The organism is Tateyamaria algicola, assembly GCF_047715485.1.
GTDB lineage: Bacteria > Pseudomonadota > Alphaproteobacteria > Rhodobacterales > Rhodobacteraceae > Tateyamaria.
The window spans coordinates 160,896-185,455 of sequence record NZ_CP180420.1; the positions used below are offsets into that span (position 1 = coordinate 160,896).

Below are 24,560 nucleotides of genomic sequence, written 5' to 3' on the forward strand. Positions count from 1 at the left end.
CAGCAACAGGGACCATTTCCAATGGATCACACACGAAGAAGCTTGCTCGTAGGTGCTGGCGCACTGGGCGCCTCGGCACTGGCTGGAGACAGCCAAGCGCATGGTGTCGACCCGAACGGTGGTGGCGTGATGCTCAGCCCCGAGGGATGGGATGCGGAAGCCCCGCCTGAGCTGGTGTTTCTGACAGAAGCCCGGGTGCAGCTTCAATTGCCGCCGACAACTACGGGCGCAGGGCCGCGCGGACAGCGGTTGATCTTCAACGTGACGGGCGGCACCTTTGATGGCCCGCATCTGAGGGGGCGTGTGACAGAAGACGCTGGCGCGGACTGGGTGAACATCCGCGCGGACGGCGTCGGCGACCTTGATGTGCGCTTCACCTGGGAAACCCACGACAATGCGCTGATCTATGTCCATTGGCATGGGCGGTTCTGGTCAGACCCGGAGGATGCCGAATATGCCGCTGATGTCACGAAGGCGGACGATCCGGACGGCGCATGGCGCTACTATTTTCGCGCCGCCCCGCAGTTCGAGACCGGCGATCCGCGTTATGCGTGGCTCAATAATATCGTGGCCGTCACCAAATCGCGTACCGGCGATGGTGGACCGATCCACCGGTTTTACGCCGTGCTCTGAAGATCGGAATCTTGGCGACGCAAGTCATCACAAGCCGAGCGAGAATCCCTCGCGCGTTGAACGTAAACACTGAATAAGCGGAACAAGAAATGGCAGCGAAAATTGAGGATAAGGCGCGGCGCTTCGAGGACCTGCACGCCAGCGGTTGCTTTGTCATGGCGAACGCATGGGACCCAGGGTCTGCGCGAGTGATGGAGGCGGCCGGGTTTTCTGGTTTGGGCACGACCAGCGCAGGCTTCGCATGGTCAGTCGGGCGAACCGATGGGGAAACGTCCCGGGACCTTGTTTTGGAGAATGCACGCGCCATCGTTGAAGCCGTCGACATCCCCGTTTCAGGCGATCTGCTGAATGGGTTCGGAGCTGCACCTGAGGCGGTAGCGGAAACCATTCGCCTCGCTAGTGAGGCGGGGCTGGCCGGTGGATCGATTGAAGACACGACTGACGATCCTGCCGCGCCACTCTTTGACAGGGGCCTGGCAAAAGAGCGGATAATTGCCTCTGTCGAAGCCGCGCGCGGACTGGATCGGCCCTTTGTTCTTTGCGCTCGCGCGGATGGTCTCTTTGCCGGAGTCTGCGATCTTGACGAGATACTCGCTCGATTGGCGCTCTATGAGGAGGCCGGGGCCGATCTCCTGTTCGCTCCGGCGCTCATGACCCTGGCAGATGTCGAGAAAGTGATGGATCACGTCCAAACGCCGATCAACGTCTTGGCAGGCATTGGCAACGAAGGAACCGTTTCTGATTTTGCGCAACGTGGGGTTCGCCGCATAAGCGTTGGATCGCAGCTTTACAGCGCTGCTGCGGGACGTCTGCAAGCGGCGGCGCAGGAGCTTCACGAAGCGGGCACATTTGGTTGGACCGAGAGTGGCATGCCGTATCCAGCTCTAAATGAACTGATGCGGTGAGACGGGTGAAGTCCGTCGCCAATCTGGTCTCCCGGGCGGTTTCTTGGAGCGCGCGGAATGCAACCTGATAGTGTTTCGTCGCCTGCTGAGAAAAGCGTGCCTTTAATGTTGGCGGCCCTGGTCTTTGTTTTCATCCTGAGCCACGCCTTTCGCACGGTCATTGGCGTTTCCGCAGAGCCGCTGGCCGCCGAGTTCAATGCGTCGGCACAGGCTCTCGGGGCTGTTGCGGGGTCGTTTCATCTGGCCTTTGCTTTCGCTCAACCGGCCGTTGGTGTTGCGCTCGACCGATATGGTCCAAAGAGCACCGTTCTCGTTGCATTTGTGATCGCGCTTCTCGGCGGCGTGATCTCTGCGATGGCACATCGCGTGGACATGCTGATCCTTGGACAATGCCTACTTGGGATCGGTTGCGCTCTCGCGCTTCTCGCAGCGATGGTTCTCATCTCAAGACGCTACCCGCCTGAGAAATTCGCGGCGCTCTCAGGCATCATCCTTGCGACGGGAGGCGTGGGCATGCTTCTGACGGCCACGCCGCTCGCTTGGATTATTGAGAACTGGTCCTGGCGCGTCGGATTTGGTGTTCTCACGGGCTTGGCGACTTTGAGCTGGCTGGCCGTGTTCTGGTTTCTGGAACAGGACCCAAATCGAACGCAGGGACAGGATCAGACGATTAGCGCTGAGCTTCGCGGTCTTGGTACCGTGATTGCACAACCCCACACGCTTGGGATCTGCTGCCTCGGTGCGACCACTTATGCGGCTTTCATGGCGTTGCGTGGACTTTGGATTGGCCCGCTCCTAACAGATCGATACGCACTGTCGCTCATCGACGTTGGAAACGTCGCTTTGGCGATCTCATTTGCTGTCATCCTTGGACCTTACCTTTTCGGGCGGATCGATCCAGGCCCGCCCCGCCGCCGACGCATCATCATCTGGTTCAGCGCAGCCTATGTCGTCCAGTTCGCATTTCTGGCGATAGGCTGGGGTGTGCAGATTGACGTGGCGCTTGCGGTCTTCACAGGCCTGTCCGGCGGCTATGTGACAATGCAATACGCGGACGTGCGATCATCCTACCCTGTGGACATGACCGGTAGAGCGCTCAGTGTCTTCACGATGGCGATGTTTGGGGGTGTCGCGGCGATGCAATGGCTCAGCGGGGTGGCGGGGGCACTCGCCTCGGACTTGGGCATCAAACCGTCGCGCGCAGCGCTTTTGCTTGTCAGTACCATTATCGCTCTCGCAACATTCGCTTTCTGGCGACTGCCTCAGCCGCCCAAAGAAGGGAATGGATGACCAACATGTCACCCGCCACGCAATTCGCACTCATTGCAACACTCGTTGGGACATGCGGTGTTGCGTGGCGCGGCGACCTGGTGGTCGCGTCGCGCCTGCCGGATGCCCGTCCTGCAGCAACCGCGCGTTTCTTCGCCGAACGGCGAAAGGCACAAGAGCGTGTCCCGCCGGAGCCAGTTCAACAAGCGATCACGGCCATGACCGGACTTCTCGAAGGGGATCGGACAGACCTTTCATTCATCGCGTGTGGTTTTGAAGGCGTCGATCCCTTCGCAGCCAAGGTCTACGTGGTCACACGAAACCTGGCTCCGGGGGAAACGTCGACCTATGGCGAGATCGCGGAAGAGATCGGCGAGAAGCAGCGAGCGAGGGAAGTCGGACAAGCTTTGGGCCACAATCCACTTCCGATCATTGTTCCTTGCCACCGCGTGTTGGGTGCTGGTGGGAAGCTGACCGGTTTTTCGGCGCCGGGCGGCGTGCAGTTGAAGCTCAAAATGCTCGAAATCGAAGGGGCACAGATTGGTGGCGCGCCGGGTTTGTTCGGAGACTTACCGCTCTCGTTGAAGGCGTAAACGCAACCGATTGCTACAGGTCGAGCGTGACAACCCATTTGTGCTTGCCGATCTTGCGAGACCGCTCGAACCCCAACCTGTCGAACATGTGCAGCGCGCCGTTGAAGAGAAACGCAGGCGTTGCTTTCCGTCCCTCAATGTCTTCGGGGTAGCCCTCAACGCGTCCGCCGCCGAGCGCTTTGATTTGTGCAATGGCTCCCGCAAGAGCAGCGGAGGCGACGCCACCGCCGCGATGTCCTTTGCCAGAGAAGAAGCAGGTGATGCGCCAGTCAGGCAACGCGGGGTTCTCTTTTTGGTAGGCTCGCGCGTTGTGGATGCGGGGAAGCTCTAATGGCGATCCGAACTGACACCATCCGACACATGTGTCGTCATGAAAAACGAGGGCAGCGTGCGCCTCGCCCGCTTTAACGCGGGCTTCCTTTAAAGCGCGTTTTTCTTCAACCGAGGCGTCGGCATTCTCTTTGCCGTGGTACCACATGCACCAGCAGCCACCCCACACGCCGTTGTTGTCTTCGACGAGGCGCGCAAAGTCGTCCCAGGTGCTCTCGTCGAGTGGTTTGGTTTTGTATTCGATCATGGAGTCCTCATCTTCGATGAGCTATTATGTGCGGTGCGCACATAACGTCAAGGCTAGGAGGATTCGCCGTCCGACAGCGCGAAAGCGGTCATTCATATTGACAACTCGAACAGCAAGTTTGTCCGCGACTTGATCCTTGCTCGCATGACTTGTGCTGCATCTGGAATGAATGACCGGTTTCGCCGCCGCACAGCAGCGTCCGTAACCGAGCACTTGCAGCGATTTTCATGCCGCGTGCACGCGCAGCGAAAATATTGAATTCACAGAATGGGCTCGATGCTGACCTTGGCTTCACATCGTGCGAACGTCGGTCGCAGCCCAAAGGAGACATTGGATCACGCAGGTTAGGTGCCCGCAGGGCGGACTAAAGCACCATTTCGCTGCAGGATTGCAAATGTCGGCGTTCCACTTGCGTAACTCAATTTCTTTGGCACGCGGTCGCATTAACAATTTGTTAACCTTCATTGACCAATGGTTAACTTGGGTTTTGACGGTGTCGATGGAAGAACACTCAAGTGTTAAGCCACTGGCTTGAACTCATTGGCAAACATGACTGTTGTTTGCCCTCGCAAGAAAGTCAGGCCACATCATGACACCCGAAGACATCTTGAGACGCAACAACGTCAGCGTCATTGGCTCAAAGCAGCAGACTTTGTTGTTGGCGCACGGCTTTGGATGCGACCAAAACATGTGGCGGTTCGTGCTTCCAAAACTCAGTCAGCAATACAGGATTGTCCTGTTCGACTACGTTGGGTCAGGAAGTTCGGATGTTTCCGCTTTCGACAAAGAGCGCTACGGCTCTCTGGAAGGCTACGCCACGGACGTTGTGGACATCTGCCAAGCACTGGACCTGAAAGACGTGACGCTTGTCGGTCACTCCGTGAGCTCGATGATCGGTCTTATCGCTGCGATCAGAGCCCCGGAACACTTTTCAAAGCTCGTTATGGTCTGTCCGTCCCCCTGCTTTCTCAATGTCCCGCCTGACTACCACGGCGGATTTGAACATGCAGATCTCGAAGAGCTCATCAACCTTATGGACAAAAACTACATTGGTTGGGCGGACTACCTCGCGCCGCTGGTGATGGGCACAACCAGCTCACCGGAAATGACGAAAGAACTCTCTGAAAGTTTTTGTTCGACCGACCCAGTCGTTGCCAAGGCGTTTGCACGGGCAACCTTTTTCTCGGACATGCGGCACATATTGCCCAAGGCCATTCACCCGACCTTGATCTTGCAAAGCAGCAGTGATGCCCTCGCAGCGGTCTCGGTCGGAGAATTTGTGCGAGACGCCATTCCCGAATCCAAGCTTCAAATTATTGAAGCAGAAGGCCATTGCCTGCATATGACACACCCGGATCAAGTCGATCATGGGATCATTGAGTTTGTTTCCACATGACCAAGCCGGTGTGCCCAAAAAACTTTGGTCTGGATGACCTTGCATGCGGGTGCATCGTCGTTGATGAAACGCGGTGCATACTGTCGGCTAACCGATACATCGCCGACGAGTTTGGTTGGGATGTCGAGCAGGTAGCGGGCAAGCGCATCGAGGGCCTCATGTCCCGTGCATCACACCTGTTTTGTGAAAGCTACATCTATCCGATGTTGATCAAAGACGGTAAGTGCAACGACGTGCAACTGACTTTCGTTTCTCCTGACGGCACGCGCACCCCCGTGATCGCCAATTTGAAAGGATTAGAAGACGCTGTTGTCTGGGGCATATTTTCTGCTGAAAACCGCGACAAACTCTACCAGGAATTGGTCGAAGCGCGAAGCCAGCTCGAAGATCAGGCGCGCCAATTGAAGTTACTCTCCACAACAGACGAATTGACCGGGTTGATGAACCGCCGCGCCCTGACGGAACATGTAGAGAAGATGTTCGATGGCGCCTCCAGAACAGGCGAGGCCATCACGGTTTTGCTGCTGGATGTCGATGACTTCAAAAAGATCAACGACACTTACGGTCACAACTTTGGTGATGATGTATTGCGCAAAATCGGGGCCAGTTTGGCTGCGACCTGTCGTGCGTCAGAATTGGTGGCAAGGTATGGCGGAGAAGAGTTTGTCTTTGTTCTGAAATCCGAGGCCATCCACGGTGCAATGGCATTTGCCAATCGAGTGCACGGTGCTGTGAAAGCGGCGCTGAAAGACACAATTCCGATTACTGTAAGTATTGGCATTGCAGCTCGAATGGGGCGTTTTGGACCACCATTTGTCGAGCTTCTTGGCAAAGCGGACAAGGCTTTGTTCAAAGCAAAAGCCACGGGAAAGAACAAGACGGTTGTGGGTGGAACGGTCCGCTTGTCTTATCAAGCCAACGTGGCTTAGCTGCGTCCTTTATTAGCCCAAAGCGGTCATGGCCTTCCACCACTTGGCGGTAGAGCGGACCTTCGCGGCCGTTGCAAAGGAGGCAAGGCTTTGCGAGTGAAACTGCCTTTCGACTCATACTCTAGGTGAAATTTGCTAACCGTTTAGGAAACAACTTGCTGATGGATGCAAAGCCATCAATGAAATAACACGACTAACTCACTTTATTTCGCCCGCTTAGTGAAAGGAGCGCCGGTCTTATCGCGGTTTCACATTAGGGTCGGCAACGATATGAGCACAAGCTGCTGCAAGTAAACTAGAGACAGAAATCACTCCAACAGAAGTACTCAGACCGATCTCAGCAAGCGCTGTTACCATAACTATACCACCCAAACGCGCCGCACTGATATCAATGCACGTCGCGAGAGCGGATAGGCCCTTGGGGGCAAAACGTAGAACCATTTGTGTCGAAGGTGCGTTGCTGCAAGCCAGTCCACATCCGACTAGACACGCTGATAAGATCAGCAGAAGTATGTTAGTGCTTAAGGCAAAAATCAAGCCAAGTGCGATCAATATTGGTGCAGACACCATGATAAGCCGAAGGTGATGGTTATCGACCATGTTGCGCAGCAGCGCGCTCAGGATTGAAAAAGACAGCCAGAGCACAGACAAGACTACGCCGATACTGGCGGTGTTCTTTCCGATCTCAGTCAGCCAGAGCGGGACGCGAAAAAGAAAATACGTAATCGCACCATAGGTCGCGAAGACATATGCGAACGTCAACCATAGCTCCTTCGACCTAAAAATTGCGCTATAGTTTGTCGCAGCGTTTTCCGAAGACGTGACCATGCCGGTCGCTTGTGGCATAGCGACCAAGACTAGGGACAAACCAGCTACAAGTGCGATGAAAAGGAATGCGAGGTTCCAATTCGCTTCGGTCAGGACCGTCCCATAGGCCAGGGGCGCAAAGGCTGCGATGTACCCTGCGGTGCTGCCCCACAGAATGAGTGTTCGTCCCGGTCTGTTCGGGGCGGCTTGCGTTAGAAGAACTGGTATTAAAGGCGAAAACATGCCGGCGCCCAAGCCTTGGCACACCCGACCCATGATCAATGCTGAATTGTCGGTTGCTGCGTAAATGAATACCGAACCCGCTAGAAAAAGTGCCACACCCAAGCCGAATATCTTTAGCGACTTGAACCTGTCACCCCCTGTTGCACAGGCGACAATACCCACAGCCATCGCGATGCTGTAGGCGTTGAAAATCAAGGCTATTTCCAGAAGCGAAAGCTCAAGATCCGCTTGGATCGATGGCAACAGCACCGGCACCAATGTGAGTTCTATAACGAACGCGATCTGGGCCGAAACGGGCCCCAGGATTGCGACGCGCGTCGCCAACTTTGCTGTGTCGGCGGTAGTGTGCACCGTTTTTGATGAAGGGACTGACATTGTTTTGCTTCAGACGTTCACCGCTGCCTCAACAACGCAAATATCTTGCTCTGAAGCGGTCGTATTGCTCGAGGAGACAGGAGGGTTTCGAGCGTTGACCCTGGGCGGCGCTTCATCCAACAAGACAGCCATGTCATCAGCGTGCATCCAGATCAGGTGATCTTCGTCTGTGATCTGTTGATCTGGTCCGATCCAGCGCCCAGGCTCGCAGTGAATGTACCCATAGCGTAGGTGTGCGCCCTTTGCCGCGAGGTCCTTGGGAACTAAAGCGAACATATAGGACGGGTTCCACGCCAACGCGGCGATTTCGAGCAGCACGCGCGACAGCACGGCCGTAGCACCGTGGCTGCGAGGGCCCGCCAGCCCCTTTGAGCGGAGCCAGAAATCGCCGTGATATCCCACTTTCCCAGTAATTATGTTGAGTGCGCGAGGGCCCGTAAACGACGTTTTGTCAGGGTCGGGTGTAGAGTCGGGCGTGATGTATTTGTGGCGGTGCAACGTCATGTGCTCCGCAAGCGCGCGCCCCTTCAGGTCCACTAGACGGACCGCCTGCGTATGGATCAGGTCTCCGTCCGGATCGAACCCACAGATCCAAAATCCATTGGTGTGGTCGATGTACGAGCTTTGTACGTCGAACATTGGATACAGAGGGCTGCGATCTGGCTGCTGCGCGCGGTGGCGGCGATACTCCATGAAGTCATCACCCAAGACCACCTGAATTCCAGCATCCTCAAGCTCTTTTAAAACGCCTGCAAAGCGCGCCATTGTTTGAAATAGTCGGTTTGGTCTGATGCTCATGTTCCTTCCCCCTCTTATCAACTCAGCTAAAGCAAACGCCTTTTCTCCTTAGTCACCGATTGGTTAACGAAGTGTTGCTTTGAGCGCGCTGGCCGAGTGATCGGCAATAGAATGCAGTGCAAGGATGATTTTTTTCTAGAGTTCGCCGCTTCCAACCTGAGCTTCGACTTCAAATCCCTCGTGTGTGCCAGATTTTGTTGGCCATCGTTTTTCGACCTGCTCGCGAAAAGGCGCAATGCTGGTACGGAGATATCCCAACATTTATAGGTGACCTCTTCTTTAGTTGGGCAGATTGTCTCTCCCACACTGGTTTTTTTGTGGTGTATGGTAGCGACAAACTTGGAAACCACGTCCATGTAGCTGCCTTGTCGGTCACCTAAGATTTTACAGAGTTCTCGTTTGCCGTGCCCTATTCCTGCCCAGAAAACTTGGGAAACAGTCACCAAGCGAATGGGTGCGGCATGGCTTCAAAAAACGACATAGATCAGCTTATACATATCTCCTTTCCACCATCCGGTGCGGTCAACGCACTCAAGGGCACAGCGGTCGAAGGTCCAGGCGGCAGATGGGTGCCTTGCGCGACCGTATTGGAAAGCGGCGCTTTTATTGCGTGTCTGTACGAGGTTGGCCCAGGACGACGGCAGGTCTGCGGAGATGCAACCCCTCGAGCGTCCCAGACTGAAGCGCTCAGCCGGGCAGTCGATCTAGCGGTCATTGCCGCAGCATAATCGTTCTTATCGACACTATTACCCACGGGCACATGCCGACTAGCCCGCCTTCTCGCCATAATCAGCTTCCATGCCCAGCCCATAGGACCGGGCTCGCGGCCAAAGCAGCCCGTCTGTCTTGCGCAACAAGGTCATTAGATCTTCTTCACTCATGGGGCGCCCAAAGAAATACCCCTGCAGATAGTCGCAACCTAACTCACTGACTACTCGCGCGTGAGCTTCAGTCTCAACGCCTTCGGCAACAATCCGCATTCCAAGACTTTTGCCAATACCTACGATCGATGAAACCAACGGTTGTTTGCTCAAATCATCCACGATCGGCTGGATGAAAGAGCGGTCAATTTTTAAAATGGATGGCCTGATTTCAAGTAATCCACTGACAGAGGCATGGCCGGTCCCAAAATCATCCAGTGCGATTGTCACGCCTATCTCATCAAGCTCGTCAATCGTCCAGCGGACTAGATCGCCAAGCCGATCCAGATAGACGGACTCAAGGATCTCGATGGTCAGCCGATTGGGCGCGATCCCCGAACTTCTGATGTCATGAATAAATGTCGGGTCCATAAGGCGGGCTGCGGAGACATTTATGGCAACTCGTGGCAAATTGATGTCCGCTTTGTCAAAATTTGCCATAGTCGACTTTAACCTTTCAAAGACGATCTCATCGACCTTTTTGAGAATCCCGACATTTTCTGCGGTCTCCAGAAACTCTATGGGTGGGAGGATACCTCGTGTGGGATGCGCCCATCTAACCAACGTCTCTGCGGAGGCCACCTTACCCGTTCGCGCATCAACAAGCGGCTGAAAGTAAGGAACAAACTCTTGCTTGTCACAAGCTACGAATAGATCCGAAGCCAGCTGTTTGGTTGCGATCGACTGTGCGTGCATCTGCTCGGTGAAGAATGACCACCGCCCCTTGCCCTGTGCTTTTGCGTGATAAAGCGCTTCATCGGCATACGCGACAATGCGTTCGGGATCCTTTGCACTTGCATTGGCAATGGCCACGCCGATGCTGGTACTGCAAGACGTGGATTTGCCTTCGCAGAAAAACGGAGCCTGCATTCTTTGAACAATGCTATCAGCAAGGCTGCTGATTGCCAAAGCACTTGAGCTCAACGGCCGCAGAATCGCGAACTCGTCCCCACCCAGCCGAGCCACTAGATCTGCGTCATCGGTGAGCTCTCGTAGAATTTCTGCGACGGTCACAAGCAGGTTGTCACCCGCCTCATGGCCAAGCGTGTCGTTGACGAATTTGAACCGATCCAGGTCAATATAAAGGACAGCGAACTCCCTATCTTCTTCCTTGAGCCTGTTGATCCAAGTTTTGACCTCTACCTCGAAGTGCCGCCGATTGGACAGCCCTGTCAATGCGTCTTCGTTTGCATCCTTTGCAACCGATTGTGCCAGTTTGTGCAAACGCGCATTTTCCAGTTCCAGGGAATGAACTTTCGACAGGATACTGGTATCTTCCTGCACCTGTAGCACTGGTTCGATGTGGTGTTGTTCGCGTGATGAGCCCTCCCTTCTGTCCCCAAGATCAATTATCGAACACAGCCACCAGCGATCACCAGTGGAAGGGTCTGACAAGTGGGTCCAACTCATACGTTGAAAATAAGATTCCCCGCATTTGCGATTGTTGATCGCTTCGGTCTGAAAGTTCTCCCAGTTCATCAGTTTCTCTATGATGAAAAGGTGAACGCCGTGTTCGAGGTCGGACCCGATAAGAATCGTACCACGCTGCCCCAATGCTTCAATTGAATCATAGCCGGTGACCTTGGTGAACGCTTTGTTGCACCATTTGAGTTCCATAATCGCTCCATCGTCCGGCGATGCCAGTGCCAGAGCGAGACCTTCTGTACATCTATCGCTGATCTGGTTGAGTATTTCTGTGGGTACCATCGAACACACTTGTTGTTGTGTCTGGATATCTTACTGAAAGCCAAACTCGAAACAGTTAACCGGCGTGGTTTTCAGAGGCCTCTTTCGCTAAAAATTGAAACGCCGTTGGTGACTACAAAACCTATTAATACAGCGTTACTTATAGAGATTTTGTTACTAGTTTAATAGGAATGGGTATCATCTGACCCTTTGATTGCGGTCTGCATTGGGTGACTCTACACGGTACTTTCAAACCTTGCGAAATGTCTGGTTTGGGCCGTTCCGAACTGGAGCCATTAAGAGCAATCCTATCGCGATGGTTGAATTTAAAGATACTCTTCGGTTTTTTCTGGACGACAGATGCAACTGTCTGATTAGTTTATGAAAAATTTCGACTGTCGCAAGGTTCGTGTAACTCAGATTGGACAAGCAAACTACCAGACATGCTCAAATTGCATCGATTGCCAATGCTGAGCCAATCGGAAGTCTGCTGTTTTACACTCACCTTGGACTGCTTCTGTTCGCGACCTTTGGCGCGTATTTTTTGTTTGGCCGCTTGGAGTTCGTCGCAGCATACTCTGCGTACGCTATCCTACTCACAGTCGAAAAAAAATTGCACGCAGCGCCGCTGATGCTGGCAACACTTCCTTGTATTTTGTTGTCCTCTCGCTCCTCTTTCTAAGAGCGGTCGCGTTCAACATCATCGTCTTGCTGGTTTGGCGTCTAGAAGGTGACGTCTTCAAAATGGCTGCGCTTGCTCTGCTGGTTTCAGCGACGATCAACATAATGGTGTTTCATGCGACCTTTCGACCGGTCATGGCTTGTGTTGTTGCGCCCATTGCATGGGCCTTTGCAGCTATCGCTGTGTTCATCGTCCTTGAAGAAGGCTGGTCTACAGTTTCTATCGGCGCTGCAGCTGTCGTTGTCTGTATTAGTCCATACTTCGGGTTGGCGCTTTCTGCTGCACAAAACCAGTGGCAAGAATTGAGTTCAACGAAGAGCGCGCTGGAACAAGCCCACAGACTGGACGCCATCGGGCGGGTGGCAAGTGGCGTGTCACACGACTTCAATAACGTTCTTGGTGTCATCGCAGGCAACTTACATCTTCTGGAATTTGAGCTTGATCCGAGGGAAAGAGCGGCCCTAATCAAGTCAGCAAATGAGGCAGTGGAAGGCGGCGCGTCGCTAAGTCGACAACTGCTGACGATGGGTAAGCAACAGGCGCTGATACCGAAGGCGGTGCCGCTGAACGCGGTGATCGACACATTCATAGTATTTTGTCGAAATGTGTTTCCAGCATCAGTTGCAGTGGATGCCCGCCACAGCGGGGAAAGCCCTATAGTTTACGCTGACCCAAACCTTCTTCAATCCGCATTGCTAAATGTTGCGCTTAACGCAAGAGCAGCCATGGAAGATAGCGGCACGCTGACAATCAGATACGGGTTTGAAAAAACCCGTTTAAAGCGAAGGGGACAGGAGCCGCCCAAGAATGCGTTCATCTCAATAAATGATACGGGGATGGGCATGAGCGAAGAAGCAGTCATACAGTGTTTTGAACCGTTTTTTTCCACGAGGTCCGCTGAAGGCGGATCGGGTCTTGGACTACCCATGGTAAAGGGTTTCATAGAACAATCGAACGGACGTATCGATCTGGAGAGCGTCGAAGGTAAGGGCACAACGGCCACGTTGTACCTGCCCGTCGCGACCAAACAGTCTCATCGCTCCACGCCGACCAAGAAACCAGCTTCTGCTGCCGCCCCTAGAGACAGCTTCGTCCGCATCTTACTCGTTGAAGACAACTGTGAGATGCGAAGGATTTTGCGTCTAATGCTGGAAAGGCTTGGTTACGATGTCGTAGCATTTGAGAGCGGAGATGAGGCTGCGTCTTACCTATCAAGCGATCCTACTGTTCACCTTGTGCTGTGTGACTTTGACCTCCCAGGCGAACTGCAAGGCGATGATATCCTGGCATTGGTCAAGACCGAGCATAGGAATATGAGATTTATCCTCATGTCCGGATTTGCGCCCAACGAGAAATTCGCAGATACAGCCGCGCTATCGCAAGCGGATCTATTTTTGTCTAAGCCTCTCAAGCTTGCCGACCTCCAGGTCCAAGTTGAAGGGCTGCTTTATGCGTCTTGACTCGGAACTAAGAGTACGGCCGGCTGGAATTCACAACATGTTGTACCTTTTGCCACAGACAATGTTTGGAATCTTACCCACTTCTTGGATCGATAACTGCTGCCCGAAAACTGTATCCTGAGCTTGCTTGCGCTCGTTGGTTCGATCAACCCTCCCGGATAAGCCAAAACGCGCACAGTGCGGGCATTCTCAATAGCCATTTACAACTTAGACTAGTTTTTTAACTGCCCAATTTGCTTTGAACTCAAACATACCCTACGGCATAGAACTGTTGGGGCGTTTCGAACGTTTTTGTATGAACTATGAGCATTGGGAACTTCTCGAGGTTAGCCTCGCAGAAAGCGTTCTGGCAAAACAGATGCCAGCGCGAATGGCCATTGTGCAGTCATGCCAAGTTTATCCAACTTTTTCGGTGCAGTATCTCTTACTCGCGCTGAGTTCGATGTCAGCCGCACTTGAGGAAGAATGGTTGCACGGATCATTGTTTCAGCAAGATCAACTCCTGGAGGTGTACCGCACGATGGTAGCGCTTTCCGCTGATATTGCGGTCATGGGATTGACTTCGTCAAAAGGGTTGCAATGTTCGGATTTGCTGACCTACTGGGAGGACCTCAAAGACACCTTCTTCATCGTCCGCGGATCAATGTAAGGTAAAATTGGCGGTTACCGGTCGGAACTGAAAACTAGATTTAACTGTCAAGCGGTGGTCAGCGGAAAGCGTAGATTGCCGGGGTGTCTGTGAGGTCCGGTTCAGGCAGCTGTTCAAAGCCGGCATCCTTTGCGAGACAAGCGCCAATCCAACTTCGCACACCATAGATCTTTAGAGGCGACTGCGTCACTTCTACGTTCGAGCGCAACGATTGTTGGCGCTTAGGTGGAATTTTTCCCCTTATAAGGGTGCTGTGCCTCGTCTAAGCGAGGCTGCGTTACATCTGTCGTTGTGGAGATGCCAATGAAGGATCAATTCGACCTGCAAACTCGAGGAAAGCTGACGATCGAGAGATACTTCAAAAACGTTGAAGACTGGCCTACATCCTTATTGATTAGAGAGCTAGAGACAACCGCCTACAAAATCGCCAGGAACGGCGACATTCGTGAAGCGAACGAACCGTTTGTATTGGTTGCAGAATTCAGTCTAACCCGATCTCAACACAATCGTTCGCAAGACTGCGCTAGGTCTATTTTGGATGTTAAGCAAAGAAGCTCTGGGGGATGGAATGAGTGATCGGGAATGGATTCTACTTGCAATTCAAGACTTGCAGGAGTTGGCGAACCAGCATGCAATGGAACGGGTTGCGGACGCATTGGACAACGTCTTCTGCGTAGCGCGTACTGAACTTAACACCGAACGCAAGCGCAAGACTTCTTACCGAGAAGAATCAAGTCAGCACAAAACTGGAGAAGTGGTAATCTTCCCTTCAAATCGAAAGCTGCCAGCCACTTGGTTTTAGTGGCATTGCTCAAGGCCAGTCGCTTGATCTGTTTGCCCGAGACGAGCTGTCCAGACAGATCGAAACCCACCAGATAGAATGTGGATTTGCCACTTTCGATGCCGATCAAAATCAGCTCATCAGAGTCTTTCTTATTCATGCTACTTCTTTGGCTCGCCGAAAAGGAAAAGGCCTAGCCTGCTGAGTGAAGCCTCCGGTACATCCCACTAGCGGACATGCAGCCAGCTTTTGAGTTTCTGCAGTCGCGAGCTCAGATGCGATACCCGGCATCTGATTCAAGAATAGCACCTGAAGTCCCCATTGCGTACGTTCACGACTGCCTTCGAAAAGGTCTTTGAAGTTAAGCGGCTTGTTTGGGAAAAAACAGTGATCGAGTAACGTTCACCCTGCCGCGTTTGTATGCACTCACTCTGAACTCCAGTATCGCAAGACTTCTTCCTCAGCTTGCAAAGCCGTACTTCAACGACCGTGGTGCTAGCAGATTCCTGCCAACCATGTGTATGATAGAAAATCATCTCGGTCGTGACCGGCTTGCAAGCGTTCAAAACAAAAGCTCTAACGGTTGTTCGCTGCGTAAACCGGCATGTTGTTGGTCAAGTGATCGCAAAGATCGAACGATTGCTTGACACGGCACCGTCCGCGCATAGCCACTTTGTGTGCTCCAACCTGACTATCCGCGCTACAGAACACGCAGATGCAGATTTAAGGCGATCCCGATCAGAACTAGACCGCCTGCCAGGGCCATCCGCTCGCGCATTAGCCGTTCACGGTTGATCGCTTTCGTCATCGCGCCGCCCATATAGGCCACAACGAGATCGGACGGAATTGCGGTCAGCGGAACCAACGCCCCCAAAACTAGGAGTTGCATCGTCACACCGACTTCGACGGTTTGTGGATCGTTTGCGCTAATGAAGGGTGGCAGAAACAGCGCAAAGAAAAGAACCGTTTTTGGGTTTAAAACTTCGACAATCACGCCCTGCCAGATGATCGACGTAAACGATTGATGCCGTACCACTCCGACGTCAAGCATAACCTCTACCTCTGCCTTTGCGCTGCGGATCATGTCGAAGCCAAGCCAGATCAGATAGGCCGAACCGACATAGCGCAGTGCTGTTACCATCCAGCTAAATTCTTCAAATACAGCCGCAAGACCAAGCGCTGTTGCGACGGCCAGAACAACCCCGCCTAGACAAAGGCCTAGAGCTGAGGCCAGACCGGCAGCACGGCTTTGCCCAACAGTTCTCGACAATACATAAAGCATTGACGGGCCAGGCGTCACGCTTAGCGCCAGCCCCGCAAGAGTCACGGCAATCATCGCATCCAAACTTGGCATGGCTCAACTCGAACTCCGGAAAATTCGTTTCTCGAAAGGGTTCTCCACGCTCTCGCCGTTCTTGGCTAGTTTGGTGGGCCGTTGAGATTGCAAATAGGGAAAATCTCTCACCAGCATTCGCTCCAAATGCGCGCCAGCCAAAAATGGCTCGTATTTTGTCTGCCCGCTTTCGCCGAGAAATTCGGGGAAAGGCTGGATCATCGTATGATAGTTCGTAGCAATGAAATATGGCATTGAGAATCGTTCAGGGCTGAGGTTCAATACCCGATGTGGGGTCGAGCGCAGCTGCCCGTTGGTCCAAGCTTCCAGCATGTCGCCAATGTTGACCACATAAACGTGGGGGTCCGCCGGCACGTTGATCCAGCGATCTTCGGCTGTCATGACCTGAAGGCCCGGGTTGCGGGTATGCAGCAACGTCAGGCATTCGTAATCGGTATGCGCACCCATGTTCACTGATTGGGCGTCGATACCAGAATTCTGGCGCACATAGTGGAGCATGCGCAACTGCGAGATGGGTTTGGTCATCTGATCAGTCATTGCGCCAGGTGCAAGCCCCAGATGCATCTCAAGCGCAGAAGTGATCAACCGGCCAAGTGCTGCGATCTGCCCGTAATAGTCCAATACTGTTTGTTTGAATCCGACGACATCGGGCCAGACATTGGGGCCCAGCAACCGATTGCCCGCGAGGTAATCTGGATCGTCACTTGGAAGATCTAACCCAATATCGAAGGCTTCGTAGCTGCGATTGACCTCATCAGGGTAATCGCCCTTTTCCGTGAACGGCACATAACCCCTGTGATTGGTGCTGAGAGCGATGTAGTAACGCCGTTTGACACTGTCCTGCAGGGCAAAAAATCGCTCTGCCATTTGATAGGTTCTTTCAACCAGAGCCAAGTCGATACCATGCTCGACAACCCTGAAAAAACCGATATCACGCGATGCCTGCCCGATTGCGTCCGCAATTTCACCGAGCCTGTGTCTTGACCCGGTTCGCACGCCAGCCACGCTAATCAGCGGTAGTTGCTCCAACGCGCCGCGACAATCTTCCGTCTGATCTGCTCTCAAAGCCTCCATAAACGGCAGTCCCCGGGCTAGTGTTTTTCGGACTGCAATTCCGTCCTGTTGGGCGCGGCTGGAAAATAGAGCTGGAATGTCGTTCCTTTGCCCGCTTCGCTCTGAACGGCGACAGCTCCACCCGATTGACGCATCACCCCCAGAACCATGGAGAGACCAAGGCCTGTACCTTTGCCAACTGCCTTTGTCGTAAAGAAGGGATCGAATATCTGTGCCTTACAATCCGCAGCAATACCTGTTCCACTGTCAGAAACGGTAAGACGTACATAGCGCCCAGGCACCAGCTCTGAGGGGAAAAGCTGCGCCTCGGGAAGCGTGTGGAAGAAGTTTTCTGTCGCGATCTTAATCGGGCCCCCATCGGGCATCGCCTCGATCCCATTCAAGGCAAGGGCCTGCAGCACGTCATCCACTGCCGCTGGATCTACCGATACTGGCCAGAGATCTACGCCCAACGACCGCTCAGGCGGATGAGCAAGAGACCGTTCGCAATTCTGGCAAAAGTTGGAAACCAATACGTTGAGGTCTAAAGTTTCAGGCACCAGCCGCGTCCGCTGAGCGAATGCCATCATGTCACGAATTAACTTAGCCCCCCTTGTTGAGGCTGTCTTTGCCAACTGTAAATTATCCTTCGAACCTGCGTGGAGAACTTCAAGTTCCAGCAGCTCGATACTTCCGGAAATCACTGTCAGCAGATTGTTGAATTCGTGGGCGAACCGGCCCGTTAGCCGTCCGATCGCTTCCATCTGTCGGGCCTCAAAAAGTTTGGCTTCAAGTACCTTTCGATTGCCAGTTTCCTGTGTCAGCTGTGTGTGGGCAATGACAAGATTCTCGTAGCGCCTCATGGAACGGTCTGTTTCAGCCAGCAGTTCCAGCTTTGCGCTGGTCATTGCGGCAACCGTGCTTAATATCTCCAACTCTTCGTCGCCGAATGCCGCAATTTCCGGATGTTCGCTGTCAATCACGCCTGCAATACAGCCCCCACAGACCAATGGTACGCAAATTTCAGATCGTGCCGGTTCTGTGTCAGCAATGTAGTTTTTATCTTCTAGGAGATCGTCAATGACAATCGGATCGCGGCTTTGCGCTACTTGCCCAGTGATGCCGCGGCCGAATGGGATGACCAGTGGATTTATGATGTTCCGACCGTAAGGATTTTTTCACCCCAGGCCGCGGCCTGGGTTAGTTCAGTTTGCTGAACATCCGCCCGGTAGATAACGCAGTCAATGAAACCCAGTTTACCGACCACATTCTGTGCGACGTACCAGTACAGATCGTCAACGCTTGGGATCGACATTAGATCAACTGCAAAAGTGTTAAGCGTCCGAAGCATCTGCGCTTCGCTGGCTCGATTTCTCTGGCTTGGCACCGCAAGCACTGGCTGCAGCATGTTTGACGTCCCTCACTTGCTCATCGCACCACTTTAAGTTGTTTCATTATCAAGTAACAGGTTAAAAACAGCCTTGTCAGAACGTTTGTGGCTGCGTTTGGAACGAAATCATACACGGAGGAACTTCAGGAAGGAGTCCATGTTCGGTTGAATTTACGGGCTGCCGTTGCCGAATGATTTCAAGTACGTCCCGGAAGTGGCTCCAAAGAGTCCAACCTGATTACCGGAATGCGTGTTGAGAACAAAGTTATTGGACCAATAAACTGGCGTTTCTCCGACAAGGTCTCTGGGACGAGCGTGTCTAGCCCATTGTGTGTGCCACTAATTTGGCGTTTTTCTAGCAAGACTTCTGAAAATGGCAGGCGCATGTGATTGCCGTACTGTCTGAGCTACCAATTGAGGATGACCTTAGCATATTTCTGAAGAAAAAAGAGACAGAAAAATTTTGTTTGCGATGCAAACTGAAGCAAGCCGGATTTCGTTTGATATCACTGGAGCACATTTGACTCACCCAATACAACTTCCTCCTTTGGAGGTTGGCCTGTTGTTCGAACGAGGAGAAGGACGATCTAGAGAAACCGTTTCAGTGTAGCGCAAACAAATGGCACTCTGAATGGGTATCACGCCACCCTGCGCGCCCCCAATCTGGGCTGTAAGCATGGGATCACCTATACAACTTTTTACATCTGAAGACGCAAATAAAGTGCGGAAACAGGGCAACGGCCTATGCGAAGCGATTGGACGCGCCCGAGGCCGAGACCGAGAAACTCAAGAAGATGCCGGCCGAGTAGATGATGGATGTGGCCACGCTGAGAGAGGTGCACAGAAGAAACTTCTGAGGCCAGTTTCGAGGAGAAACACGATGGACCGGCCGTGACAGAGAGAGAAGAGTTACTCGCAACGTCATGCGTTCGCGCGTGCTGGGATCCATCCACGGGTCTATCGGCAATAGCAGAAACGCCCGGCACGCACCGAGCTGTGCGCCAAGATGAGGGAACTGGCATCAGTACTTCGCCGCTTCGTCTGAAGCCGACTACACATCCAGCTGAAGCGCAAGGGCTGAGAAGTGAACTGCGAGAAACTGTGCCGGTTCCATCGCGGAGAAAGGTTAACCGTTCGTAACCCGGGGGGAGTAAGCGTACGATCGGTACCCGAACACCCTGCCTAGCCCCTCTTCAACGGTGCTCCCTTGACTTCGTGTCGGATGCACTCAGCTATGGCCGCCGGCTCCGCGTCCTCTGTTTCATCAATGACTTCCGCTTGGAATGTCTGTCGGCGGTCCTGGACAAATCAATCTCGGGTATCTGCTTCACTCGCCGGTTGGACCGGACCGTTGAGATGCAAGTCTTTTCCTGCATGTTGGTCACCGACAAAAGCGCCAACTTACAAAAGCGGCCTCTCAAGCGACGAGGTCAAGTGATCATCGCCCACGTACCGAAAACTGCTGCATAATTTATTCACGGTCTAAATCGAGGCCGATTCCAAGCGCCTTTCACGCCCAGTGGGAGGCAGCAATCCGCTCAAAGCGGCATGGTTCTATGCGGGTATTCGCCGATGTTTACGCAATCTCAATCTACGTTAAGCCCGTGTTAACCATTGACGCGCAAGTCGTATGTTTAGTTGGGAGCTTTGTTATGTATGATGAATTGGATTTCCAGACAAATGTGCTTGTAGCTGCAGAGGCTGCCCGCAGGGAGGGCTTCACTCAGACATATTTTGCCCTGTTGAAGGTTGCTGGCTTAGCAAAAGAAAAAAGCCAAGGCGCATCAGGTGATTTTGAAGTCGATTTTCCTAACTGCAACCATGCTACGGCAGACTCAGGTTGAGCATCGCAAACTGAAAGTCGCGTTGTGCGACTCTCAATTGTCCAAAAGAGTTTAATTTTAGCGCCACGCACCCGCCTTTCTATCGCACTTTTATTAACCTATCAGGCAATGATATGATCGACCCTATCCATTGTTTGGGTTTATGTTCTAATGTTCTCATGGTGAAGACAGTCATCGACCAAACTCCAAGGAAACTCAAAGTGGCGACTCTGACAGAACTGTTCACGGCCAGCACTTCTTATTGCCTCAGCCAACCGAGCATTCCCAAGATGCGAGTGCATCGGCGGTAATGTATTTGTTTGTACCATTTATGTACTATTATGGTCATACTTCATACCGAATGAGAAGATTCGTGCAAAAAGATGTTTGAGTAGCAATGTACTTGCACAGTCAGACTGCCGAACACTTCACTTACCGCACAGCCGTTTGATGCCAGCGTAGTGGCTCAGAACACATCCTCGTCTCCCGCCCTTGAGAAGAACCGAGTCAACGCTGTTCCAACCAAATCCAGCGCTTTCTTAAGCGGCAAGTAGAGTTGCCTTCGAGCTGGAACAGAGTGTCTCATCCGTTCAGCAACGTTGATATCTTTCGAACGTCCTTGTTAACCAAGTTTCAATTCAGACCGGATAGGAAGCTACAGAGCAGTCACTAAACTTATCAACTCAAAATCACCACTGCCATGAGTACAGACGCTGGCCGCCACCAATATGGGTGGTCGGCATCGGTCACGTAGGAATTGCCTACAAGACCACCCCCCCCCCCGCCAACGACGCACGTCAATTTTGTTGTACAGCTAGCCGACGCAGACGTCCCCTAACCGTATGTGGGTCACACGCTTCTAGGCGGTGGAAGATCTCGAGTGCTGTACGCAGGCCCGTTCTCGGCTCGCTTCAATCTGAAGGGTAAATACCAGTACAAATACAAACAAACTTTAAGGTTTGGTCTCAAAATTGGGCGAGGTGCTAAACTAAAGTAAAGAGTCGAATGGCCAAATTGCACAGTTCAAACGCAATATGGCAAGAGTGTGGCGGCCAAGCGGTAATATTTCTACACCCGAATGATGTTACAAAAAATACTTCATTCCCTTTACGTAGTCGTTGATAGCAAATTTTGCTCACACCTTGTACCCCTATCGAAAAGAGGTGCTTGGAATGAAACAACCAAATGTTCAGAACGGCGTGAGCTATGAGTTTGTCAGCAGTTCACTAAACATTGAAAATGTATCATTTGGGATGCAAAATTATGGTGGTTCAACAATTGCTGCGAAAGACTCAATGGATCATGATCCCGCAGTGAGTGAGAAGCCAAGCGGCTATTTGCCTTACTTTCACCTCGGCAATTGGGAAGATATCATTGAGCAAGCCGACTACAACTGTTGCAATATGGCGGTGCTGCTATCCAGTGCATCTGTTTCTTTTCATATTTCAAGTTTGGACGAGGTTTCGATAGGGGGCGTTTCTGGAGAGTTAGTTTCCACATCCGATTTTGACCTTGACGTCAATTGGGGCGACTTGAGCAATTACAACGTCGAAAACGAAAGTGTCCTTACGCGCGTAGAAGTATCTAAAACAACAGCAGTCATGAGCCTTTCTGCGACTGAGAGTGCAGAACAGGCTGTGAAGAGCTCTGATCATGACAAGGTAGAATTTGCGAGTTTGTCGCGTGGCGTAAAAGTTACAGATACGCTGCCTGCTTCAACCCAAACAATTGCGACGGACGCGCCAAATGTGCGATTTGTTGAACTTGCAGGCTATGTGGACGATGCGGACCGCCATGTTACAGAACGGCACTTCGGCGGAAACGTCCTTTACACACGTAACACGGAGAACGGTGTCCCTGATCCAAATCTTCTCGAAGCGACAGAGAACCTCAATATTAACTATCATAGATATCCGGCTGGACAACCTGATGTTGCCTACGCCGACGGCGTGATTGTTGATGGATACCTTCCGGACCACTTGATCAGCTACCTCGAAAGTGCGCGTGCGAATAATTTCCAAGTATTGATTGTAACTCCCACGCATGATGCTTACACGACTGCAGCCGATATTGGGCAATTTGCTTACCTATTAACTCGAGACTACTCTGATGTAGTTCACGCTTTTGAAGTCGGAAATGAGTATTGGAATCATCAAACTGAAACTTCTTATGGGATCGTGGCAAATGATTCAGTGCTGGAAATCGCTGCAGCCCTTAAGGAAACAGGAAACGACAAACCTATTTGGGTTCAAATGGGTGATGCAGGTGGTTGGGAAAGTGAATTTCATGCGCGGAACGATGATCGAGGATGGATCACAAGAACAGTTGAAGCAAACGAAACGATACTAAAGCAGTTATCCGCAGAAGCACGGGCTGAGATTGATGGCGTTGTAGAGCATTTCTACTTGCGTGGAGGTGATGTCAAGATTGAAGTTGCAGACGCAAATGATCAAATGATCAGTCTCGATTTTGCAATTTGGAGCACTGTCCTCGGTAACAACCCGACATTGAACATTACCGAATGGAATGTGAGATCGACCAATCTGGATCAATTGGGTATTAGGGCGGCTTCAAGCATCGTTGCTCACTTCAGTCATATTGTTGATCTTGGCGCCGACGAGGCGTATCTTTGGCCCCCGCATTTGAACACCTCAAGTGACCTTGCTGGATCCGGCGATGTGTTACTTGATCCTGTGACCGGTATCGTGGTGAACAGTGTCGGGGGCGCGATCTTCAGCATGATGTCATCCAACCTGCCTGGAACCGAGTACTTGCCATCCGGTCATACCAGTGCAAATGGGGATATCCTCCCCATTGTGTACGCGAGCGATGACAAGGTTGTTGTCTACGTCTCCTCCCGGACAGAAGACGTCGAGACAGTCGGTTATAGCCTCGGCGCATACTTTACAAATGCTATGCTCGTTTCTGCGATCAGAGTAGGGTACGACCCGGCGTCCTCAGATGGACGACACTTTAACTACAAAACGCGATCTTGGGATCAGAGCACGGAGATCATGGTTCGTGGACAAAGCTACGTCATAAACGAGCATGATGTGAGAGCAAGCATTGAAGTTCTTGATCATGGTGAAACGTTCGGGCCGGACAACTTTCTCTTCGAACTGTTGCCATATGAAGTTGTGCAGTTGGTGTATACTATTCCCGACTATCAATTGATACGTGGCACTGAAAATGAAGATGTACTGGCCGGGACAGGAGAGGACGACCTGGTTCATATGTATCAAGGAAATGACAGTATTTCGGCGGGCAACGGTGACGATACAGTTCATGGAGGCGGCGGCGACGACTACATAAACTCAGGTAACGGTCATGACTCGGTTGATGCGGGGCAAGGAAATGACTCTTTGCGTGGCTGGGGAGGTGACGACACTCTTTTTGGCAACGAGGGAGACGATGATCTTCAAGGCTCGTTTGGCCGAGATTCTCTTTTGGGCGGATCTGGAAATGACACTCTATCGGGTGGGGATTGGCATGATACATTGCAAGGCGGTGAAGGCTCAGACTTGTTAATGGGAGACAATGGAAACGATTCTATCGTTTCAGGTCGCGGCCAGGATTCGGTGAACGGCGGGAATGGCCGGGATACGTTGTCCTTCGAAGAAGCCGTTGAAAGTGTGAGCGTTTGGTCTCGCGAGGGAATTGCAGAAACCGGCTCTGCTCAAGTTTGGTTCACGGACATTGAGATCATCTCAGCGACTTCGTTCAACGATCGATTTGTCCTTGAAGTCGATAATTTGGACGTGTTTGGTTTGGGCGGCAGTGACACTTTTGAGATTTGGTCCGGAACAAACAACACAGTTTATGGAGGAAGTGGGCGGGACATCGCCTTTGTGTATGGTGGTCTGAATAATGACGTTTACGGTGGAGCAGCGGATGACACGTTCTACGTATTCGATGGGGCGAACAGTTTTTACGGTGGAGCCGGTCATGATCAATTTATTCTGGCGAACTCAGGCAGCGCTTCGATCTACTATCAAAGTGGTGACGGGCATGACACTATTCATGGATTTCAGTCCGGTATTGACGAGCTGCACATCTCGCAAGATCTACAGAACTTGATGACACTCCAAGAAAATGCCAACGGAACAATGCTGTCCTTTGATGGTGCTGGTTCAATTTTATTAAATGGCATACATGGTCTAAGCGCTGTGGACTTCGTTGACTTCTTCTGAGTATGCCCCGTCGTCAAACGACCTACCCCCGTTGATCCCTCATTCAT

The 24,560-nt window shown here is 52.3% G+C and carries 20 protein-coding genes; 10 read left to right on the forward strand and 10 right to left on the reverse strand.

The window, feature by feature from the left end; all coding sequences use genetic code 11:
* The first annotated feature begins 21 nt into the window (after nt 1-21).
* The 4 genes from ACMHLQ_RS01525 (at nt 22) to ACMHLQ_RS01540 (ending at nt 3,400) form a co-directional block, all read left to right on the forward strand.
* Nucleotides 22-633: a DUF3237 domain-containing protein gene (locus ACMHLQ_RS01525; protein ID WP_415400770.1), complete on the forward strand. Its 612-nt coding sequence runs from the start codon at nt 22-24 to the stop codon at nt 631-633.
* Nucleotides 634-722: 89 nt separating this feature from the next.
* Nucleotides 723-1,538 carry an isocitrate lyase/PEP mutase family protein gene (locus ACMHLQ_RS01530; RefSeq protein WP_415400771.1) on the forward strand — a complete coding sequence of 272 codons (816 nt, stop codon included), beginning with the start codon at nt 723-725 and terminating at the stop codon, nt 1,536-1,538.
* Between the two features lie 105 nt (nt 1,539-1,643).
* Nucleotides 1,644-2,828, forward strand: coding sequence for an MFS transporter (locus ACMHLQ_RS01535; RefSeq protein WP_415400772.1), 1,185 nt, complete (start codon nt 1,644-1,646; stop codon nt 2,826-2,828).
* Nucleotides 2,825-3,400: a methylated-DNA--[protein]-cysteine S-methyltransferase gene (locus tag ACMHLQ_RS01540; RefSeq protein WP_415400773.1), complete on the forward strand. Its 576-nt coding sequence runs from the start codon at nt 2,825-2,827 to the stop codon at nt 3,398-3,400. Before ACMHLQ_RS01535 ends, ACMHLQ_RS01540 begins: the two co-directional genes overlap by 4 nt.
* A gap of 13 nt (nt 3,401-3,413) precedes the next feature.
* Here ACMHLQ_RS01540 and ACMHLQ_RS01545 read toward each other — a convergent pair whose 3' ends face one another.
* A complete protein-coding gene (locus tag ACMHLQ_RS01545; RefSeq protein WP_415400774.1) occupies nt 3,414-3,977 on the reverse strand; it encodes a GNAT family N-acetyltransferase in 564 nt (187 codons plus the stop codon).
* Between the two features lie 589 nt (nt 3,978-4,566).
* Between ACMHLQ_RS01545 and ACMHLQ_RS01550 the strand changes: the two genes are divergently transcribed.
* Both ACMHLQ_RS01550 and ACMHLQ_RS01555 read left to right on the forward strand, forming a co-directional pair.
* Nucleotides 4,567-5,373 (forward strand): alpha/beta fold hydrolase, encoded by an 807-nt coding sequence (locus ACMHLQ_RS01550; RefSeq protein ID WP_415400775.1) that lies wholly within the window; start codon nt 4,567-4,569, stop codon nt 5,371-5,373.
* A complete protein-coding gene (locus ACMHLQ_RS01555) occupies nt 5,370-6,302 on the forward strand; it encodes a diguanylate cyclase (RefSeq protein WP_415400776.1) in 933 nt (310 codons plus the stop codon). The genes ACMHLQ_RS01550 and ACMHLQ_RS01555 overlap by 4 nt, the downstream gene beginning before the upstream one ends.
* A gap of 237 nt (nt 6,303-6,539) precedes the next feature.
* Here ACMHLQ_RS01555 and ACMHLQ_RS01560 read toward each other — a convergent pair whose 3' ends face one another.
* The 3 genes from ACMHLQ_RS01560 to ACMHLQ_RS01570 all read right to left on the reverse strand — a co-directional run bounded on the left by ACMHLQ_RS01560 (nt 6,540) and on the right by ACMHLQ_RS01570 (nt 11,062).
* Entirely contained in the window at nt 6,540-7,676 is a 1,137-nt protein-coding gene (locus ACMHLQ_RS01560; RefSeq protein ID WP_415400777.1) for an MFS transporter, read from the reverse strand.
* Between the two features lie 60 nt (nt 7,677-7,736).
* On the reverse strand, nt 7,737-8,525 hold the full coding sequence (locus ACMHLQ_RS01565; protein WP_415400778.1) for a hypothetical protein: 789 nt from the start codon (nt 8,523-8,525) through the stop codon (nt 7,737-7,739).
* 767 nt (nt 8,526-9,292) lie between these two features.
* Nucleotides 9,293-11,062 (reverse strand): putative bifunctional diguanylate cyclase/phosphodiesterase, encoded by a 1,770-nt coding sequence (locus tag ACMHLQ_RS01570; RefSeq protein WP_415400779.1) that lies wholly within the window; start codon nt 11,060-11,062, stop codon nt 9,293-9,295.
* Between the two features lie 717 nt (nt 11,063-11,779).
* Here ACMHLQ_RS01570 and ACMHLQ_RS01575 point away from each other — a divergent pair.
* Nucleotides 11,780-13,273 (forward strand): ATP-binding protein, encoded by a 1,494-nt coding sequence (locus ACMHLQ_RS01575; RefSeq protein WP_415400780.1) that lies wholly within the window; start codon nt 11,780-11,782, stop codon nt 13,271-13,273.
* A 295-nt stretch (nt 13,274-13,568) separates the two neighbouring features.
* The gene (locus ACMHLQ_RS01580; protein ID WP_415400781.1) at nt 13,569-13,922 is read left to right on the forward strand and encodes a hypothetical protein; all 354 of its coding nucleotides are present in this window, start codon (nt 13,569-13,571) and stop codon (nt 13,920-13,922) included.
* Nucleotides 13,923-14,611: 689 nt separating this feature from the next.
* Here the strand turns inward: ACMHLQ_RS01580 and ACMHLQ_RS01585 are convergent.
* From ACMHLQ_RS01585 to ACMHLQ_RS01610, 6 genes are all read right to left on the reverse strand, one after another.
* A complete protein-coding gene (locus ACMHLQ_RS01585; protein ID WP_415400782.1) occupies nt 14,612-14,863 on the reverse strand; it encodes a hypothetical protein in 252 nt (83 codons plus the stop codon).
* A gap of 136 nt (nt 14,864-14,999) precedes the next feature.
* Nucleotides 15,000-15,239: a hypothetical protein gene (locus tag ACMHLQ_RS01590; RefSeq protein WP_415400783.1), complete on the reverse strand. Its 240-nt coding sequence runs from the start codon at nt 15,237-15,239 to the stop codon at nt 15,000-15,002.
* Between the two features lie 164 nt (nt 15,240-15,403).
* Entirely contained in the window at nt 15,404-16,057 is a 654-nt protein-coding gene (locus ACMHLQ_RS01595; protein ID WP_415400784.1) for a LysE family translocator, read from the reverse strand.
* A 3-nt stretch (nt 16,058-16,060) separates the two neighbouring features.
* Nucleotides 16,061-17,131, reverse strand: a complete 1,071-nt coding sequence (locus ACMHLQ_RS01600; protein ID WP_415400785.1) for an isopenicillin N synthase family dioxygenase — start codon at nt 17,129-17,131, stop codon at nt 16,061-16,063.
* A gap of 17 nt (nt 17,132-17,148) precedes the next feature.
* The gene (locus ACMHLQ_RS01605; RefSeq protein ID WP_415401009.1) at nt 17,149-18,267 is read right to left on the reverse strand and encodes a sensor histidine kinase; all 1,119 of its coding nucleotides are present in this window, start codon (nt 18,265-18,267) and stop codon (nt 17,149-17,151) included.
* Nucleotides 18,261-18,518: a hypothetical protein gene (locus tag ACMHLQ_RS01610; protein WP_415400786.1), complete on the reverse strand. Its 258-nt coding sequence runs from the start codon at nt 18,516-18,518 to the stop codon at nt 18,261-18,263. Before ACMHLQ_RS01610 ends, ACMHLQ_RS01605 begins: the two co-directional genes overlap by 7 nt.
* Before the next feature lie 1,634 nt (nt 18,519-20,152).
* Between ACMHLQ_RS01610 and ACMHLQ_RS01615 the strand changes: the two genes are divergently transcribed.
* The gene (locus tag ACMHLQ_RS01615; protein WP_415400787.1) at nt 20,153-20,344 is read left to right on the forward strand and encodes a hypothetical protein; all 192 of its coding nucleotides are present in this window, start codon (nt 20,153-20,155) and stop codon (nt 20,342-20,344) included.
* 1,151 nt (nt 20,345-21,495) lie between these two features.
* Complete coding sequence (locus tag ACMHLQ_RS01620; RefSeq protein ID WP_415400788.1) at nt 21,496-24,513, forward strand: hypothetical protein; 3,018 nt, start codon at nt 21,496-21,498, stop codon at nt 24,511-24,513.
* Nucleotides 24,514-24,560 lie beyond the last annotated feature (47 nt).